The sequence below is a fragment of the Caballeronia sp. INML3B genome (assembly GCF_023631305.1).
GTDB classification, from domain to species: Bacteria; Pseudomonadota; Gammaproteobacteria; order Burkholderiales; family Burkholderiaceae; genus Caballeronia; species Caballeronia turbans.
On record NZ_JALQDI010000029.1, the window covers coordinates 19,150 to 36,285 of the forward strand.

General features: G+C 62.3%; 15 protein-coding genes. 8 read left to right on the plus strand and 7 right to left on the minus strand.

Annotated features, from left to right (window positions below; genetic code table 11):
• Positions 1-61: 61 nt before the first annotated feature.
• On the minus strand, positions 62-1,654 hold the full coding sequence (locus NCS58_RS12920) for an APC family permease (protein WP_250538551.1): 1,593 nt from the start codon (positions 1,652-1,654) through the stop codon (positions 62-64).
• 447 nt (positions 1,655-2,101) lie between these two features.
• Here NCS58_RS12920 and NCS58_RS12925 point away from each other — a divergent pair, with 447 nt between their 5' ends.
• The gene (locus NCS58_RS12925) at positions 2,102-2,305 is read left to right on the plus strand and encodes a cold-shock protein (protein ID WP_007000074.1); all 204 of its coding nucleotides are present in this window, start codon (positions 2,102-2,104) and stop codon (positions 2,303-2,305) included.
• 75 nt (positions 2,306-2,380) lie between these two features.
• Here NCS58_RS12925 and NCS58_RS12930 read toward each other — a convergent pair whose 3' ends face one another.
• Entirely contained in the window at positions 2,381-3,631 is a 1,251-nt protein-coding gene (locus NCS58_RS12930; RefSeq protein ID WP_250538555.1) for an Hsp70 family protein, read from the minus strand.
• A gap of 236 nt (positions 3,632-3,867) precedes the next feature.
• On the opposite strand from NCS58_RS12930, the gene NCS58_RS12935 reads away from it, so the two are divergent.
• Positions 3,868-5,322 (plus strand): MFS transporter, encoded by a 1,455-nt coding sequence (locus tag NCS58_RS12935; protein ID WP_250538552.1) that lies wholly within the window; start codon positions 3,868-3,870, stop codon positions 5,320-5,322.
• Between the two features lie 6 nt (positions 5,323-5,328).
• On the opposite strand, the gene NCS58_RS12940 is transcribed toward NCS58_RS12935, so the two are convergent.
• Both NCS58_RS12940 and NCS58_RS12945 read right to left on the minus strand, forming a co-directional pair.
• The gene (locus NCS58_RS12940) at positions 5,329-5,925 is read right to left on the minus strand and encodes a nitroreductase family protein (protein ID WP_061121671.1); all 597 of its coding nucleotides are present in this window, start codon (positions 5,923-5,925) and stop codon (positions 5,329-5,331) included.
• Between the two features lie 105 nt (positions 5,926-6,030).
• The gene (locus tag NCS58_RS12945; RefSeq protein WP_061121670.1) at positions 6,031-7,314 is read right to left on the minus strand and encodes an MFS transporter; all 1,284 of its coding nucleotides are present in this window, start codon (positions 7,312-7,314) and stop codon (positions 6,031-6,033) included.
• Positions 7,315-7,435: 121 nt separating this feature from the next.
• On the opposite strand from NCS58_RS12945, the gene NCS58_RS12950 reads away from it, so the two are divergent.
• Positions 7,436-8,083: a TetR/AcrR family transcriptional regulator gene (locus NCS58_RS12950; protein ID WP_061121669.1), complete on the plus strand. Its 648-nt coding sequence runs from the start codon at positions 7,436-7,438 to the stop codon at positions 8,081-8,083.
• Positions 8,080-8,637, plus strand: coding sequence for a DUF1415 domain-containing protein (locus NCS58_RS12955; RefSeq protein ID WP_250477137.1), 558 nt, complete (start codon positions 8,080-8,082; stop codon positions 8,635-8,637). Before NCS58_RS12950 ends, NCS58_RS12955 begins: the two co-directional genes overlap by 4 nt.
• Here NCS58_RS12955 and NCS58_RS12960 read toward each other — a convergent pair whose 3' ends face one another.
• A complete protein-coding gene (locus NCS58_RS12960; protein ID WP_061121667.1) occupies positions 8,638-9,513 on the minus strand; it encodes an SAM-dependent methyltransferase in 876 nt (291 codons plus the stop codon). It abuts the gene before it with no gap.
• A gap of 374 nt (positions 9,514-9,887) precedes the next feature.
• On the opposite strand from NCS58_RS12960, the gene NCS58_RS12965 reads away from it, so the two are divergent.
• Entirely contained in the window at positions 9,888-10,208 is a 321-nt protein-coding gene (locus NCS58_RS12965) for a hypothetical protein (protein ID WP_040049997.1), read from the plus strand.
• A gap of 48 nt (positions 10,209-10,256) precedes the next feature.
• Here the strand turns inward: NCS58_RS12965 and NCS58_RS12970 are convergent, their stop codons facing one another.
• Positions 10,257-10,955 (minus strand): FadR/GntR family transcriptional regulator, encoded by a 699-nt coding sequence (locus NCS58_RS12970; protein WP_061121666.1) that lies wholly within the window; start codon positions 10,953-10,955, stop codon positions 10,257-10,259.
• A gap of 218 nt (positions 10,956-11,173) precedes the next feature.
• Between NCS58_RS12970 and NCS58_RS12975 the strand changes: the two genes are divergently transcribed.
• The 3 genes from NCS58_RS12975 (at position 11,174) to NCS58_RS12985 (ending at position 15,268) form a co-directional block, all read left to right on the plus strand.
• Complete coding sequence (locus tag NCS58_RS12975) at positions 11,174-12,298, plus strand: mannitol dehydrogenase family protein (RefSeq protein ID WP_250477138.1); 1,125 nt, start codon at positions 11,174-11,176, stop codon at positions 12,296-12,298.
• A 131-nt stretch (positions 12,299-12,429) separates the two neighbouring features.
• Complete coding sequence (locus tag NCS58_RS12980) at positions 12,430-13,716, plus strand: MFS transporter (protein ID WP_061121665.1); 1,287 nt, start codon at positions 12,430-12,432, stop codon at positions 13,714-13,716.
• Between the two features lie 10 nt (positions 13,717-13,726).
• The gene (locus tag NCS58_RS12985) at positions 13,727-15,268 is read left to right on the plus strand and encodes a UxaA family hydrolase (protein ID WP_250477139.1); all 1,542 of its coding nucleotides are present in this window, start codon (positions 13,727-13,729) and stop codon (positions 15,266-15,268) included.
• 58 nt (positions 15,269-15,326) lie between these two features.
• Here the strand turns inward: NCS58_RS12985 and NCS58_RS12990 are convergent, their stop codons facing one another.
• Positions 15,327-16,961: an NAD(P)/FAD-dependent oxidoreductase gene (locus tag NCS58_RS12990; RefSeq protein WP_250538553.1), complete on the minus strand. Its 1,635-nt coding sequence runs from the start codon at positions 16,959-16,961 to the stop codon at positions 15,327-15,329.
• Positions 16,962-17,136: the final 175 nt, after the last annotated feature.

Sequence of the window (17,136 nt, forward strand, 5' to 3'; positions counted from 1 at the left end):
AATGAAAAAACCCGCCTGATCGCTCGGGCGGGTTTTCGTTCTTGTCATGAAGCGGAAAGAATCAGGCGCCGACTTCGTGAAGAATGTCGTCGCGGCTCTCGCGTTCGTCGAGGTACTTCGTGCGATAGCCCGTATGCACGCCCCAGTAGTAGAAGATCAGCGCGAGCACGGCGACCGCCGCCATGTCCCAGCCGTACGGCAGAAGCCCGCTGCCGCCGAAATCCTTGCTGCCGATCAGCGACATTACCGCCATCGACGGCAAATAGGCCACGAGCCACCACGCCGCCTTCAGATCGCGGCCCCAGCCCGCAAAGCCTGTCTTGCCCTGGAAGTAGAAGTAGACGGGAAGCGCCACGACCATCAGCAGAATAATCTCGCCGGTGAGCGGCCACTTCGCCCAGAACAGCACAAGCGACGCGCACACGAACGCGAACGGCGCGATCAGGCCCATCATCGGCAGCTTGAGCGGGCGATCCAGGTCGGTAGCCGCGCGGCGCAGCGCCATCAGGCTTACCGGGCCGGTGAGGTACGAGATGACCGTCGCGACCGAGATCACCGCTGCGAGCGAGCTCCAGCCGCGGAAGAAGAACAGGAAGATGAACGCGACGAGCAGGTTGAACCACATCGCCGGGCGCGGCACGCCGTAGAACGGATGCACGATGCCGAAAATCGTCGGCATCGTGTTATTGCGCTGCATCGCGTAGATCATGCGCGTGGTCGTCGCCATATAGGTCGTGCCGGTGCCGCTCGGGCTCACGAATGCATCGACATAAAGCAGGAACGCGAGCCAGTTCAGATTCAGCGCGAGCGCCAGTTCCGCAAACGGCGACGCGAAATTGAAATGCGACCAGCCCTTCGCCACATCGGCAGGATTGACCGCGCCGATGTACGCAATCTGCAGCAGCACGTAGATCACGAGCGCGAGCAGAATCGAACCGATCACGGCGAACGGAACGCTGCGCGCGGGGTGCCTGGCTTCGCCGGCGAGATTTACCGGGCTCTGGAACCCGTTGAAGCTGAAAACGATGCCGCTCGTCGCCACGGCCGTCAGCACCGCGGGCCAGCCGTACGGCGCCAAGCTCGACGTGGTGCCGAAGTTCTCCGAATGGAACCCGGTCAAGACGAGGCCCGCGATGGTCGCGGCGGGAATCAGGAACTTGAAGATCGTGATCGCGGAATTCGCACGCGCGAACACCTTCACGCCCCAATAGTTCAGCATGAAGTAAACGATCACGAGCAGCGCCGACAGCCCGAGGCCCATCGGCGTGAGCGACTCGTTGACGAAGAGCGCGTGCGCCCAGTCATACGGCCAGGTGCTCATGTATTGGATCGACGCTTCGGCTTCGATCGGGATCACCGAGACGATCGCGATCCAGTTCGCCCACGCGCTGATGAAGCCGACGAGCGCGCCGTGCGAATAGCGCGCGTAACGCACCATGCCGCCCGATTCGGGGAACATCGCGCCAAGTTCAGCGTAAGTCAGTGCAATCGCCAGAATGACGACCGCGCCGATCACCCATGCGACGATCGCTGCCGGCCCGGCGATCTTGGCAGCTTTCCAGGCACCGAACAGCCAGCCTGAACCGATGATGGACCCAAGGCCGGTCAACAGAAGTGCCATCGGGCCGATATTTCTTTGTATCGAACTCTTCAACTCTCTCTCCAGTGTCTCGCGCCGCGCGCGCATTCCCAAGGCAGCACCACCCCGTCCGCCGAAGACGCCAGGGAGCTTCGCCGATCCGGCGATGTCGGTGCAACCTTTTAAGAAGGCGCGTAGTTTAACGGTTGCACCTTTCGAATGCAGTGCATACTGGAAAGAATTTGCCCTAAAGTGGTGTTTTCGAAGGACGATCCGGCCCGAAATTGCAAGTCCTGTAACTTTTGCTCACTTGTCTCAGAAAAATCCCTTCAGAGTTGTCGGATATTAATTGACCGCGAAATCGTTTCGCCGTATAAACCTTCTTGCAGGATTTCAAGTGGCGAGTGAATTGGTTCTTTCGAGTTCGCCATCACGGTACTCCGGTTGGTCCCATTGCCCCTTCCTTGATTTTCCGCACCCTTGGGCTTCGGCCTTATTCATCAATTTTTTGGAATACGTAACATGGAAACCGGTACCGTCAAGTGGTTCAATGACGCAAAGGGCTTTGGCTTCATCACTCCGGATGGCGGCGGCGAAGATCTGTTCGCACACTTTTCGGAAATCCGCATCGAAGGCTTCAAGACGCTTCAGGAAAACCAGAAGGTTTCCTACGAAGTGAAGACTGGCCCGAAGGGCAAGCAAGCAGCGAACATCAAGCCGGTTTAAGTACCGCTAGGATTCGTATGAAGACCCCGCCTCGGCGGGGTTTTCTTTTTTCCGGCTCTCCGGCTCGCGCGCGGCTCAGACGAAGATGCGCTGCGCGTAGATGCCCAGCCCCTTCGCGACACTGGCGAGGCGATCGCCGAACACCGGCTGGGCGGCGGGAAACGCGGCCGACAGCGCTTCGGACAAAAACCGCAGCCCGGTCGTGCCGCCGGTGAAATAGACGGCGCCCACGTCGGCGGCCGCCACGCCGGCCCGTTTGAGCGTTTCCTGCGCCGCCTCGACGATCCGCCGCGTTTCGTCCGCGCCGGCCGCGATCAGTTGCGTCTCGTCGAACGCGACGCGCAGCGCCTCTTCCACCTCTTCCATGTCGATTTCGGTCGTGCCGCCCGCCGCGACATCGATCTTCGCCGCTTCGGCGTGCGACGTCAGGGCGTGTCCGAGGCGGCGATACACGACGCGCATCAACCGGTCGTGATGGCGCACGTCGGTAAAGAGATGGCGCATCAGTTGCAACTCGCTCACACGTTTCGGCGTATAGACCGTATTGATCAGATGCCACGTCGCGAGATCGAAGTACACGGGGCTCGGCAATTCGCGCCCCTTGGGATCGAGCGACTGATAACCGAGCTCGCGCAGCACGGTTGCGAGCTCCACGCGGCGGTCGAAATCCGTTCCGGCAACGTGCACGCCATGATGCGCGAGCACATCGTCCTTGCGCTCCAGATGGCGCGCGCGCTCCGGGCCGACACGCACGAGCGAAAAGTCCGACGTACCGCCGCCGATATCCGCGACCAGCACGAGTCCTTCTTTCGTCAGGCCCGCTTCATAGTCGAACGCCGCGGCGATCGGCTCGTACTGGAAGTGGATCTCCCGCAGACCGACCGCATGCGCGCAGGCTTCGAGCTGTTTTTGCGCGAGATGGTCCGCCCGCGGATCGTCGTCGACGAAAAAAACCGGACGGCCGAGCACCGCGCGTGTCAGCGGCTCGGCGGCGAGCGCTTGCGCTTTCTGCTTCAGATGCTGCAGAAAGAGTGTGATGACGTCGGTGTACTTGATGGCGGAACCGTCGCCGAGATCGGTGCTGTTGTCCGCGAGCGGCGAGCCGAGAATGCTCTTCATCGAGCGCATCAGCCGGCCGTCGAAGCCGTCGATGTACGCTTCGAGCGCCGCGCGGCCGTAGGACTGGTTATTCTCGTCGGTGTTGAAGAAAACCGCGGTGGGCAGCGTGGTCGCGTCGCCTTCCACGGGCGCCAGCCGGATCGACAGGCCGTCCGGCAAAGCGACGGCGGAGTTCGACGTGCCGAAATCGATCGCGCAATAAGTCATGGGCATCGGCGGCGTCGGGTGAGGACGTCGCATTCAAACATGGACGGCGTTTTTAACACGTTCCGAAAACGGCATCAACCGCATTTCCGATATTTTTAAACCATTGAGTTTATTCGACAAAAAGCGGAATGTAACTTGCGTGCATCGCGGCAATTTGTTCACTCTCTTGCGTGCGCAGTCGCAGCGAACGCATCCCGCCGACACATGAACGAAACCGCCGCGCCCAGGAGAACCGTTTGATCGATACAGCCAGCGATCGTCCCGAGATCATCGAAACCGATCTGCCCGGACGCCTCGATCGTCTGCCGTGGGGCCGCTTCCATACGCTGATCGTGCTGGCGCTCGGCATCACCTGGCTGCTCGACGGACTCGAAGTGACGCTGGCGGGCGCGGTCGCGAGCGCGCTCAAGTCGAGCCCCGCCCTGCAGTTCTCGAACGCGGATGTCGGCATTGCGGGCAGCGCGTATATCGCAGGCGCGGTGCTCGGCGCGCTCGGCTTCGGCTGGCTCACGGACCGGCTCGGCCGGCGCAAGCTGTTCTTCATCACGCTCTTTCTTTACGTGGCCGCCACCGCCGCGACGGCGTTCTCGTGGAATCTCGCGACGTTCGTGCTGTTTCGCTTTCTGACCGGCGCGGGCATCGGCGGCGAATACACCGCGATCAATTCGACGATTCAGGAATTCACGCCCGCCCGCCTGCGCGGCTGGACCGACCTCGCGATCAACGGCACGTTCTGGGTCGGCGCGGGCATCGGCGCGGCGGGCTCGATCGTACTGCTCGATCCCGCCCTGCTTCCGTCCGACTGGGGATGGCGTGCGTGCTTTCTGATCGGCGCGGCGCTCGGTCTCACGATCCTTTTCATGCGGATGTGGGTGCCGGAAAGCCCGCGCTGGCTCATCACGCACAATCGCGAGGAGGAGGCGAAACAGGTCGTCGAGGAAATCGAAGCCCATTTTCGGCAGCACGGCGTCGAGATTCCCGACACGCCCGTCAAGCCGTTGCGCCTGCACGCGCGCGAAGGTACGCGGTTGCGCGAAGTCGTGCATACGCTTTTCAACGCGCACCGCATCCGCTCGCTGGTCGGCCTCACGTTGATGACGGCGCAGGCATTTTTCTACAACGCGATTTTTTTCACGTACGCGCTCGTGCTGACCGACTTCTACCACGTGCCCGGCGATCACATCGGCTGGTACGTGTTGCCGTTCGCGGCCGGAAATTTCCTCGGTCCCGTCCTGCTCGGCAGGCTCTTCGATGTGCTCGGCCGCCGCAAGATGATCGCGTTCACGTATGCGATTTCGGGCGTGCTGCTGACCGTAAGCGGCTGGATGTTCATGCACGGCATGCTGACCGTGACGACGCAGACCATCGCGTGGATGGTGATTTTCTTCTTCGCGTCCGCGGCGGCGAGCTCGGCGTATCTGACGGTGAGCGAAACGTTCCCGCTGGAGATTCGCGCGCTCGCCATCGCGGTGTTCTACGCGTTCGGGACGGCGCTCGGCGGCATCATCGGGCCGACGCTTTTCGGTCAGTTGATCGATACCCACGAGCGCGGCGCCGTGTTCGTCGGCTATCTGATCGGATCGCTCTTGATGGTCGCGGCGGCTGTCGTCGCGGGCATCTGGGGCGTCGCGGCGGAGCGCAGATCGCTCGAGGATGTCGCTCGACCGCTTTCAGCAGCGGACGAGCCTTGAGCGGGATTACCTGAACGCGTTGTCCCACGCGCCTTCGAAGGCCATTTCCGCCAGCGTCTTGCGCGCGCGCGGCGCCGCTTCACGCTCGCGCAGCGCTTCGTCGAGCTGGCTCGCGTCGCCGTGATGACCGATCGCCATCATCGCGATGAGTTCCACGTCCGCGGGGATCGAAAACGCCTGACGGAACGCGTCCCGATCGAAACCGCCCATCTGATGCGTCGCCAGTCCCAGCGCGTGCGCCTGCAGCACGAGCGCCATCGCGGCCGCGCCGGTGTCGTACGTCGCGGTGCGGTTGGTGTCGCCCTTCGGCGTGAGCGTCGAAGCCGTCACGCAGACGAGCACCGGCACGTTCACATTCCACTTCTGGTTGCCGGGCATGAGCGTGTCGAACGCGCGCCTGAACGCCGCTTCGTCGCGATGACGGTCGAACACGATGAAGCGCCAAGGCTGCAAATTATTCGACGACGGCGCCCAGCGCGCCGCTTCCAGCAGACGATGCAACTGCGCGCGCTCGATGGGCGCATTGGAAAACGCGCGCGGGCTCCAACGGCCGGCGATCAGTTCGTGGATGTCGACATCGGTCGGAGCGGGCTTCGTGGTCATGTTCGGTCCTCGTTGGCGTGATGAAAAAGACACGGCGCGCATCGGCGAAGACGCGCGCCGTTCAAGGCGACAAGGATAAACAAGCCCACGCCCGCGTGCAGATCGTCAGGTCGCGGCGACGCCCATCGACCGGCCCGCGCGATTGATGCGCAGCACGGTCACGGCCGCGACGAGGCACAGGCCGCCGGAAATCATCGTCGCGACGGTGTAGCTGCCGAGGCTCGAACGCAGCATGCCGCCGCCGAGCGCCGCGAACGCCGCGCCGAGCTGATGGCCCGCGACGACCCAGCCGAACACGATCGGCGCGGATTCCTTGCCGTAGACGTCGGTGGCGAGGCGCACGGTCGGCGGCACGGTGGCGATCCAGTCGAGACCGTAGAACACGGCAAAGAGCGGCAGGCCGAAGAAATCGATGCCGAACGCATACGGCAGATAAATCAGCGAAAGTCCGCGCAGGCCGTAGTACCAGAACAGCAGCACGCGCGCGTTGAAACGGTCGGACAACCAGCCGGAGAGCGTCGTGCCGAACAGATCGAAAATGCCCATCGCGGCGAGCAGGGTCGCGCCCTGGACTTGCGTCATGCCGTAGTCGGAGCACATCGCGATCAGGTGCGTGCCGACGTAACCGTTCGTGCTCGCGCCGCAGACGAAGAAGCTGAAGAAAAGCAGCCAGAAATCGCGGGTCTTGCTTGCCGATGCGAGCGTGCCGAAGGCGACCTTGATGGGATTTTTGGGCGGCGAGATCGCGCCGGGCGGCACATTAGCCGTTTCACCGACGGGCCGCAGCGAAAGATCCGCCGGACGCTCGGGCAGCAGCCACGCGACGAGCGGCAACACGATCGCCGCCGCCGCCGCGACGACGAACACGACGGGCCGCCAGCCGAAGCGCTCGGAAATCGAAGCGAGGAACGGCAGGAATACGAGCTGACCGGTCGCGGAGCTTGCGGTGAGAATGCCCATCGCGAGACCGCGATGCGTGGTGAACCAGCGGTTCACGATCGTCGCCGACAGCGTGAGCGCCGCGACGCCCGTCGCGCTGCCGACCATGACGCCCCAGACGAGCACCATTTGCCACGGCTCGGTCATCATCGACGAGATGCCGACGCCCGCCGCGAGCGTCGCGATCGCGGCGAGCACCGTCGGGCGCACGCCGAAGCGCTGCATCGCCGCCGCGGCGAACGGGCCGGCGAGACCGTACAGCGCGAGGTTGATCGAAATCGCGAGCGAAATCGTGCCGCGCGACCAGCCGAACTGCTTTTCGAGCGGCAACATCATCACACTCGGCGTCGCGCGCGTGCCGGCCGCCGCGAGCAGCACGAAAAACACGACGCCCACCGCAACCCAGCCGTAATGTATCCGGCCGTTCAGCCGTCTCGCTACCCAATTCATCGCTGCTCCGTTACGTTGATTTTTGTCTTGCGACGTTACCGCTCTGTCACATCAGAGTTGCGAGCTTAGTTACCGATCGGTAACATGTCAAGCGTGCAGCAGAATTCTCGAGGAACCGACTTTGACACGATCAATCGCTGACCGGCCGAAAGCCCACGCCCGTCGAAGTGCGCGAACCGATGGCGCGACCGCGCAGGAGCAATTGCTCGATGCGGCGCAGGAGCTTTTCTATCGCGACGGCATTCGTGCGATCGGCGTCGATGCCGTCGTGGAACGCGCGGGCGTCAATAAAATGAGCCTGTATCGGCGTTTCGCGTCGAAGGACGAGCTCGTCGTCGCGTATCTGGAGCGCATGGACGAAGGCTTTCGGCGGCGCTTCGAGGCGAGCGTCGCGAAACATCCCGACGAACCGGCCATGCAGATGATTCAGGCGCTGGAGGATCTGGTCAAACGGGCGTCCTCGCCGGATTATCGCGGCTGCCCGTTCGTCAATATCGCGTGCGAATTCGGCGATCCGGCGCATCCCGCGCGGCAATCGGTCGAGCGCAACAAAAATTACCTGATCACGCGTCTCGTCGAAATCTGCACGGCTGCCGGAGCGGATAATCCCGTTGAACTGGCGGAATCGCTCGCGTTGCTCGTCGATGGCATCTACGCGACGAGCCAGACGTACGGACCCGGCTCGGGCCCGCTGCTCGCCGCGCCGCGCATCGCGCGCACGCTGATCGCGGCGGCGTGTCCCATGCATCGCAAACAGGAAGGCTCATGACTCACGGCAGCACCCGCGACGAGGTGATCGCGGCGACTCGACACTGGCTCACCCGTGCGGTGATCGGACTCAATCTATGCCCGTTCGCCAAGAGCGTGCATGTCAAAAAGCAGATTCGCTATGTGGTGAGCGATGCGCGTGGCGTAGAAGATCTCGTCGTAGAACTGACGGATGAACTTCGTCTGCTACGCGACACCGCTCCGGAAACCGTCGATACCACGCTCTTGATCACGCCGCACGCGTTCGCGGACTTCGCCGACTACAACGACGCCCTCTTCTTCGCCGAGCGCCTGCTCGATCAATTGGGATTGGCGGGCGACTTGCAGATCGCCAGCTTTCATCCGCAGTATCGGTTCGAAGGCACCGAGCCTGACGACATCGACAATTACACCAATCGCGCGCCGTATCCGATCTTTCATTTGCTACGTGAAGCGAGCATCGATCGCGCCGTCGAGGCGTTCCCCGATGCGTCCGATATCTACGAACGCAATATCGAAACGCTGCGCCGTCTGGGCCATGACGGCTTCGACGCGTGGATGAAGGACAACTCCTGATCAGTGCGCGGGCGTGAAGAATCGCTCGCGCAATTCGTCCAGTCCGAGCGTTTCGAGCACATCCGAGAGCCTTTGCGCGGGCCGCCCGCGCGGCAGATCCTTGAATTGCGCCACGATGAGCTCGTTTTTCATCGAATGTTCCCAGCCGACGAGTTCCGTCACGCTCACCTGATATCCGTGCGATTCGAGTTGCAGGCAACGGAGCACATTGGTGATCTGGCTCCCAAATTCGCGCGTATGCAGCGGGTGCCGCCACATTTCCGTCAGCACGTTCTTCGAGAGCGAGTGCCCTTTGTTCTTTCGCAGCACCGAAGCCACTTCGGCCTGACAGCACGGCACGACCACGATGTACTTCGCTTTCTTCTGCAGAGCGAACTGGATGGCGTCGTCGGTGGCGGTATTGCACGCATGCAGTGCGGTGACGATATCGATCGAATCAGGCAGACGATCTGAATCAATTGATTCGGCCACCGACAGATTCAGAAATGACATCCCCGTAAACCCGAGGCGCTCCGCCAATTCTTCGGATCTTTTTACCAGTTCTTCACGCGTCTCGATTCCAAAGATGTGTGACCGATCGCGCAGAGTCTTGAAGAAGAGATCGTAGAGAATGAACCCGAGATAAGATTTTCCTGCTCCGTGGTCGACGAGTGATACGGCCCCTTGGCGCGCATGAACTTCGGCGAGAAGCGGTTCGATGAACTGATAGAGGTGGTAGACCTGTTTCAGTTTGCGACGGCTGTCTTGATTCATCTTGCCGTCGCGCGTGAGGATATGCAGTTCCTTCAGCAGTTCGATTGACTGTCCTGGACGAATCTCATGTTTGGTGGAGGGGTCGGGCGTGCCCGGAGCCGACGCGGGGGACTTCCTGGTCATCGTATAGGTTCGATCAATAAAAAACGGAGCATGTTCGCGCCGAATGTGCGCTAACCGCTGGTTCTGCCGTCTCAAAAGAGGAAGTTTACCCAAAAGCGCAAAGACGCTCTCGTTCCGGTCATTGAAGATGAGCCAATGCGCGGCGGCAATTGCGCGTGGAACAGATTGTGCGTCGTCCGACGATGAGGCCATCGGAAAAGACGACACCGCGTGGCCTTCGGCCGCGTACCGATGCAGCAACAAGAGCAGCAAGCTGGTAACAAGCCGCGTCTCGACACGTGAAGTCTTTGCCCTTCACCGGTCTTGTTACGTAACACCTAACGCGCAGCGCGGCGAATGCGACTCGCCGGCGCCATGATCATGAGAGGACGGCGATGGATGCGATCCCCGACAAAAAAGCAGAGAAACAGTTTCAGGAGATGCTTGCGACACTGACCGCGATGCCCGCGTGGAGTGAAAAGCAGCAACTCGAACTGGAAATGGCCCGAGAGATTTCCGTGGAAATGTTGCGCCTCGCCGAGTCGATGCGCGACGGATCCACCGACATCGAGACATGCCTGACCATGCTGAAGTACGCCAAGGTGATGGATTTCGTCCTGACGACGCTTGCCTCACGCCGGGAGATCGCGCCGCAAACGCTGCGCGTCATCTTCAAGCTGGCGGGTCTGAAGGTCGATGAAGCCTATCCTGGCTGACACGGACACGTCTTCGGCCTCGGTGCGCGCTTCGGACGCGCGCCGGGGTCAGCCTTTGCGTTTCGTCATCAGGCGCGCCGCGGACTGACGCATGTGCCGCTGCATCGCGGCCTGTGCCTGTATTGCATCGCGCGCTTCCAGCGCTTCGAGAATTTCGCGATGCTCGCCGAGCGCGGCCGCCCACGTTTCCTCCCCTTCGAAGTGCCCGCGTAGCGTCGACGACAACGGGCTGTGCCGCTCGTCGTACAGACTGCCGACCGTTCGCACGAGCACGTCGTTGCCCGTCATTTGCGCGATGGCAATGTGAAATGCGCGATCGGCGCTCATCGGCACCTGGCCGTTTTCGACTTCGCGCGCCATCGTCTCGTACACCGTGCGCAGCGCCTTCAATGCCTTCGGTTTCGCAAACGGTGCGACGCTGGCCGCGATCGCGCCCTCGATCACGCTGCGCGCGGTCATGATTTCGATCGGACTCTCGCCCAGTTCCGCTTCGGTCGCCGGCGGCGTGGCCGCCGGCGTCGCGACGATGTACACGCCCGAACCCATGCGTATTTCGACGCGCCCCTCCAGTTCCAGCGCGACGAGCGCCTCGCGCACGGATGGCCGCGACACGCCGAGCGTCTGCGCCAGTTCACGCTCTGATGGCAGGCGGCCGTTCGGGGCGAAATCCTGCTGCTCGATCAGTCCGCGCAACTTGTCGGCGATCTGGAGATACAGGCGTCGCGTCTCGGCTGGTTTCACGCTCACGTGCTGGCTCCTGCTTTCATCTCGGGGAAAACGTGGATTGTAATCAGCGGAAGGGTTGACGCGCCGTGCGGTGGGCATTCGTCGTTCTCAGGCCGCTTACAAGTGGCTTGACCAATTGCGTTTCGAGCCTCTAGTATGCAATCCGGTAAGGCCAGGTGGCCATTTTTTTTACGGCGCTCTGGAACCGTTCCCACTCGACTATTCTCAAGCTCCCGACGATGAGCAATCCGATTCTTCAATTCGGCACGAGCCGTTTTCTGCAGGCGCACGTGGATTTCTTCGTCAGCGACGCGGCGCGCCGCGATCCGGCGAAGGCCCTCGGAAAGATCACCGTCGTTCAGACCACCGCCAGCGACGACAGCCGCGCGCGCGTCGAGGCGTTGCGCGCGGCCGGACGTTATCCGGTTCGCATTCGCGGCCGTCGAGGGGAAGAGACCGTCGATACGCTCGTCGAATGCGACTCGATTGCAGAAGCCCTGCACGCGAACGAGGACTGGGCTTTGCTGCTCGAGCGCGTGAAGCGCGACGTGAAAGTGATCGTCTCGAACACGGCGGACGCCGGCTACGCGCTCTTTGATTCCGACACCGTCGATCTGCTGGAAGGCGAACGCACCCCGCGCGGTTTCGCGGCAAAGCTCGCGGTGCTGCTCCACGCGCGATACGAAGCGGGCGCGGCGCCGGTCACGCTTTTGCCCTGTGAACTGGTTTCGCGCAACGGCGACACGCTGCGCGATCTGGTGATCGGGGTCGCGCGCGGCTGGAACGTCGACGAGGCGTTCATCGGCTATCTCACGAAAGACTGCGTGTGGGTGAATTCGCTCGTGGACCGGATCGTGTCGGAGCCGATTGTGCCTGTCGGCGCGATCGCGGAGCCGTACGCGCTGTGGGCGATCGAGCGACAGGCAGGCATGGTGCTGCCGTGCGAGCACGAGGACATTGTCGTTACGGACGATCTCGCGCATTACGAACGACTCAAGCTCCTGATGCTGAATCTCGGCCATACGATGCTCGCGGAAATCTGGCGCACGCGCGCAGGCTCGCACGACATGACCGTGCTCGACGCAATGCGTGATTCCGCGTATCGCGAGCCGCTCGAAGCGACGTGGCGCGACGAAGTGTTGCCGGTGTTCGAGGCGCTCGGCAAGGGCGATGTCGCGGCGGACTACCTGTCGAGCGTGCGCGACCGCTTCGAGAACCCGTTTCTCGTGCATCGGCTCGCGGACATCGCGCGCAATCACGACGAGAAGAAAGTGCGGCGTTTTCAGCCCGTCATCGAGCTTGCGCGCGAATTGAATCTCGACATCGAGCAGAAGCGCCTGCGCGACGCGCTGGCCGCACGTTGAGTCACCGCGCAAAGGTCCGCCGGAGAAGCAGCCCGCGCGTTTCCGAATTCCTTTTGAATCACGGCTCACCGCGCCGGCATCGCGGATCGAGCCGGAACACATGAAGTGCCGCACCACTGAGGAGACAAGCGATGCGCAAAATGCGTTGGGTAGTGATATTTCTGGCTTTTCTGGCAATTGCGATCAATTACATCGATCGCGCGAACCTCGCCGTCGCCGCGCCGCAGATCGAAAAGGCGCTCGGCATCGGCCCCGCTGAAATGGGCTTCATCCTGAGCGGCTTTTTCTGGAGCTACGCGCTCATGCAGATGCCGTTCGGCTGGTTCGTCGATCGCGTCGGCGCGCGTATCGCGTTGCCGCTCGCGGTGGGCTGGTGGTCGGTCTTCACGGCACTCACCGCCGTCGCGACGAGCGTCGCCGGCATGTTCGGCTGCCGCCTGATGCTGGGCATCGGCGAGGCGGGTGCGTATCCGTCGTGCGCGAAGCTCGTGTCGCAATGGTTCAGGAAGGAGCAGCGCGCATTCGCGACCAGCATCTTCGATAGCGGCTCGCGCGTGGGTTCGGCACTGTCCATTCCGGTCGTCGCCCTCATCATCAGCTCGTTTGGCTGGGAAGCGTCGTTCGTCATCACCGGCGTGATCGGCTTCGTGTGGATTCTCGGCTGGTTCCTGATCTACCGTAACAAGTCGACGGGCGATCTGACGGGCGAAACGGATGCCGCGCCGGTGCAGCCGGTCGCACCGCGGACCAAGGTGTCGTGGGCTTCGCTTTTCAAGTACCGCACGCTGTGGGGCATGATGCTCGGCTTCTTCTGCCTGAACTTCGTCATCTACTTCTTCATCACCTGGTTCCCGAGCTATCTCGTGCAGGCGCACGGCTTCTCGCTCAAATCGCTCGGCACGCTCGGCACGATTCCGGCGCTGATGTCGATTCCGGGCGGCTGGTTCGGCGGCTGGGTGTCGGACGCGCTCTTCAAACGCGGCTGGAGCCTCACCGCCGCGCGCAAGACCTGCATGGTCGGCGGCATGCTGCTTTCGTCGGTCATCACGCTTTGCGCGTTCGTCACGAACATTTATCTGATGCTCGCGTTCTTCGGCATTGCTTACGCCAGCCTCGCGTTCGCGGCCGCCAGCATCTGGTCGCTGCCGAGCGACGTTGCACCGACGCCGGATCACGTCGCCTCGATCGGCGGCATTCAAAACTTCGCGTCGAACCTGGCGGGCATCGTCATCACGACCTTCACCGGCGTGATGCTCGCGATCACCAAGGGCTCGTTCGTGATTCCGCTGTGTGTCGCAGGCGGCTTCTGCTTCCTCGGCGCGTTCAGCTATCTTGTAATCGTCGGCAAGATCGAACCGCTCAATCGCGCCGAAGAAGAGCAAGCCCGACGCGACACTCGCGCACCTTCCACGGTCTGAGAATAGAACCATGTCCACCACATCCACCGACCATGCGGTCATCAGGCTGCACCCGAACGACGACGTCGTGATCGCGACACGTCAGCTGGTCTCCGGCGCGCGGATCGCGTCGGAGGATCTCGTCGTCGCGGGGCTCATTCCGCCGGGACACAAGATCGCGACCCGTGACATCGCCGCGGGCGCGCCTGTGAAACGCTACAACCAGATCATCGGCGTGGCGCGCGAGGCGATTTCGCGCGGACAGCACGTGCACACGCACAATCTGTCGATGGCCGATTTCGCGCGTGAGCACGAGTTCGGCGTCGATTCGCACCCTACGCCGTTCGTCGAGAAGCCCGCGACGTTCATGGGCATCCGCCGGGACGACGGCCGCGTGGCGACGCGCAACTTCGTCGGCGTGCTGACGAGCGTGAACTGCTCGGCGACGGTTGCGCGCGCCATCGCCGATCACTTCCGGCGCGATGTGCATCCGGAAGCGCTCGCGGATTATCCGAACGTGGATGGCGTGATCGCGCTCACGCATGGACTCGGATGCGGTATCGACATGCAGGGCGAAGGGCTCGGCATTCTGCGCCGCACGCTTTCGGGTTACGCCGTGCATCCGAACTTTCATTCCGTGCTGTTCGTCGGACTAGGCTGCGAAACGAACCAGATTTCGGGCGTGCTCGAATCGAGCGGCTTGAAGGACGGCGCGAAACTGCGCAGCTTCACGATTCAGGACAGCGGTGGCACGCGAAAGACGATCGAGCGCGGTATCGCGATGATCAAGGAAATGCTCGCCGATGCGAATCGCGTGCAGCGCGAGCCGGTGCCAGCGGCGCATCTGGTCGTCGGATTGCAGTGCGGTGGCTCGGATGGTTATTCCGGCATCTCGGCGAATCCGGCTTTAGGCGCCGCGGTCGACAAGCTCGTCGCGCACGGCGGAACGGCGATTCTCTCGGAGACGCCCGAAGTGTACGGCGCGGAGCATCTGCTGACGCGCCGGGCAGTGAGCCGCGAAGTCGGCGAGAAACTGCTCGCGCGCATCAAGTGGTGGGAAGAGTACTGCGCGCGCAACGGCGCGGCGATGGACAACAATCCGTCTGCCGGCAACAAGGTCGGCGGTCTCACGACGATCCTCGAAAAGTCGCTCGGCGCGGTCGCGAAGGGCGGGACGACCAATCTCGTCGAAGTGTACGAGTACGCGCAGCGCATCGACGCGAAGGGTTTCGTCTTCATGGATTCGCCCGGCTACGATCCGATGTCCGCGACGGGACAGGTCGCCTCGGGCGCGAATCTGATCTGCTTCACGACGGGCCGCGGCTCCGCCTATGGATGCGCGCCCTCGCCTTCGCTCAAGCTCGCGACGAACACCGCGTTGTGGGAGCGTCAGGAAGAGGATATGGACATCAACTGCGGCGGCGTGATCGATGGATCGGCGACCATCGAGCAGCTCGGCGAACAGATCTTCCAGATGATGCTCGACTGCGCATCAGGCGTGGCGTCGAAGAGCGAACTGCATGGATACGGACAGAGCGAGTTCGTGCCCTGGCAGGTGGGTGTGGTGACCTGAGTTTTTACCGTGGTTTTAGTTGTGAAGGGCGCAGCGGATTGACCGATGCGCCCTTTTTTTAGACTGCGGCCGCGTGTTGCGCCATCATCTGCAAAGCTACGGCCTCCGCGACTTCGATGCCATCGATCGCCGCCGAATAGATACCGCCGGCGTAGCCCGCTCCCTCGCCTGCCGGATACAGGCCCTCGACGTTGACGCTCTGATAATCGTCCCTGCGGCGCACGCGAATCGGCGAAGAGGTGCGCGTTTCGACGCCGGTCAATACGGCGTCATGCATCGCGAATCCTTTGATCTTTTTGTCGAGTTCGGGCAAGGCTTCGCGGATCGCTTCGATGACGTAGTCGGGCAACGCGGTGCTCAAATCGGTCGGCTTGACGCCCGGCTTGTACGACGGTACAACCGAACCAAGCGTAGTCGACGCGCGCCCCGCGATGAAATCGCCGACGAGTTGTCCCGGCGCGGAGTAGTCGCCGCCGCCCAACTCGAAGGCGCGCTCTTCCCACTTGCGTTGAAACGCGATGCCGGCAAGCGGGCCGCCCGGATAATCTTCCGGTGTAATGCCCACGACGATGCCGGCATTCGCGTTGCGTTCGGCGCGTGAATATTGACTCATGCCGTTCGTCACAACGCGCCCCGGCTCCGACGTTGCCGCGACGACCGTGCCGCCCGGGCACATGCAGAAGCTGTACACCGCGCGGCCGTTGCTGCAATGGTGGACCACTTTGTAGTCCGCCGCGCCCAGCTTTTCGTGACCCGCGAACTTGCCGAAGCGGCTTCTGTCGATCAACCCTTGCGGATGTTCGATGCGAAAGCCCAGCGAAAATGGCTTGGCCTCCATGTACACGCCGCGGTCGTGCAACATTTGGAACGTGTCGCGCGCGCTGTGACCGACGGCGAGCACGACATGATCGCAGCGCAGCGTTTCGCCGGTCGAAAGCGTGAGGCCGCGCACCTTGCCGTTGTCGATCTCGATGTCCTCGACTCGCTGCTGGAATCGCACTTCACCGCCGAGTTGGTGGATCTGCGCGCGCATCTTCTCGACCATGCTCACGAGCCGGAACGTGCCGATGTGCGGGCGGCTCAAGTACAGGATGTCTTCCGGTGCGCCTGCCTTCACGAATTCCTCGAGCACTTTGCGTCCGTAGTGCTTCGGATCCTTGATCTGGCTGTACAGCTTGCCATCGGAAAACGTGCCGGCGCCGCCTTCTCCGAACTGTACGTTCGACTCCGGGTTGAGTTCGTTGCGTCGCCAGAGGCCCCATGTGTCTTTCGTTCGCTCACGCACGGCCTTGCCGCGCTCGAGGATGATCGGACGGAAGCCCATCTGCGCGAGGATCAAGCCTGCAAAAAGCCCGCAAGGTCCCATGCCGATCACAACCGGACGCAGTCGAGTCGAACCCGCCGGCGCTTTCGCCACGAAACGATAGGCCATGTCCGGCGTCACGCCGCATTGCGGATGGGGACGGACCTCAAGACGCTTCAGCACCGATGCTTCGTCTTGCAGCTCGACATCGATGATGTAGGTGAGTTTGATATCGGCGCGCTTGCGGGCATCGTGCGCACGGCGAAATACGTGAAAGCTCAGGATTTCGTTCGCCGCTACGCCAATCTCCGCGAGACGTGCGAGAACCGCAGATTCAATAGCCGATTCGATGTGATCGAGCGGGAGCTTGATTTCGCTTAGACGTAGCATGGGACATCGACGGCGCTGGCCGTGCGTTTTGAGAATACGTGGAGGGAATTTTAGCGCTTGCGAGACGCGACTTCCGTCCCTTCACTGTGCGCGCTTCCAAACGCAAAAACCCCACCTTTGCGGGGTGGGGTTTTTGTTTATCGCATGAGGAGCCTGACGATTACCTACTTTCACA

What these genes read in the sequence shown, in the direction of transcription:
- NCS58_RS12930 (WP_250538555.1), bottom strand. Translation starts at nt 3,631, where the DNA reads ATGACTTATTGCGCGATCGATTTCGGCACGTCGAACTCCGCCGTCGCT.
- NCS58_RS12965 (WP_040049997.1), top strand. Translation starts at nt 9,888, where the DNA reads ATGGATGCGATCCCCGACAAAAAAGCAGAGAAACAGTTTCAGGAGATG.
- NCS58_RS12975 (WP_250477138.1), top strand. Translation starts at nt 11,174, where the DNA reads ATGAGCAATCCGATTCTTCAATTCGGCACGAGCCGTTTTCTGCAGGCG.
- NCS58_RS12960 (WP_061121667.1), bottom strand. Translation starts at nt 9,513, where the DNA reads ATGACCAGGAAGTCCCCCGCGTCGGCTCCGGGCACGCCCGACCCCTCC.
- NCS58_RS12945 (WP_061121670.1), bottom strand. Translation starts at nt 7,314, where the DNA reads ATGAATTGGGTAGCGAGACGGCTGAACGGCCGGATACATTACGGCTGG.
- NCS58_RS12940 (WP_061121671.1), bottom strand. Translation starts at nt 5,925, where the DNA reads ATGACCACGAAGCCCGCTCCGACCGATGTCGACATCCACGAACTGATC.
- NCS58_RS12980 (WP_061121665.1), top strand. Translation starts at nt 12,430, where the DNA reads ATGCGCAAAATGCGTTGGGTAGTGATATTTCTGGCTTTTCTGGCAATT.
- NCS58_RS12985 (WP_250477139.1), top strand. Translation starts at nt 13,727, where the DNA reads ATGTCCACCACATCCACCGACCATGCGGTCATCAGGCTGCACCCGAAC.
- NCS58_RS12955 (WP_250477137.1), top strand. Translation starts at nt 8,080, where the DNA reads ATGACTCACGGCAGCACCCGCGACGAGGTGATCGCGGCGACTCGACAC.
- NCS58_RS12925 (WP_007000074.1), top strand. Translation starts at nt 2,102, where the DNA reads ATGGAAACCGGTACCGTCAAGTGGTTCAATGACGCAAAGGGCTTTGGC.
- NCS58_RS12990 (WP_250538553.1), bottom strand. Translation starts at nt 16,961, where the DNA reads ATGCTACGTCTAAGCGAAATCAAGCTCCCGCTCGATCACATCGAATCG.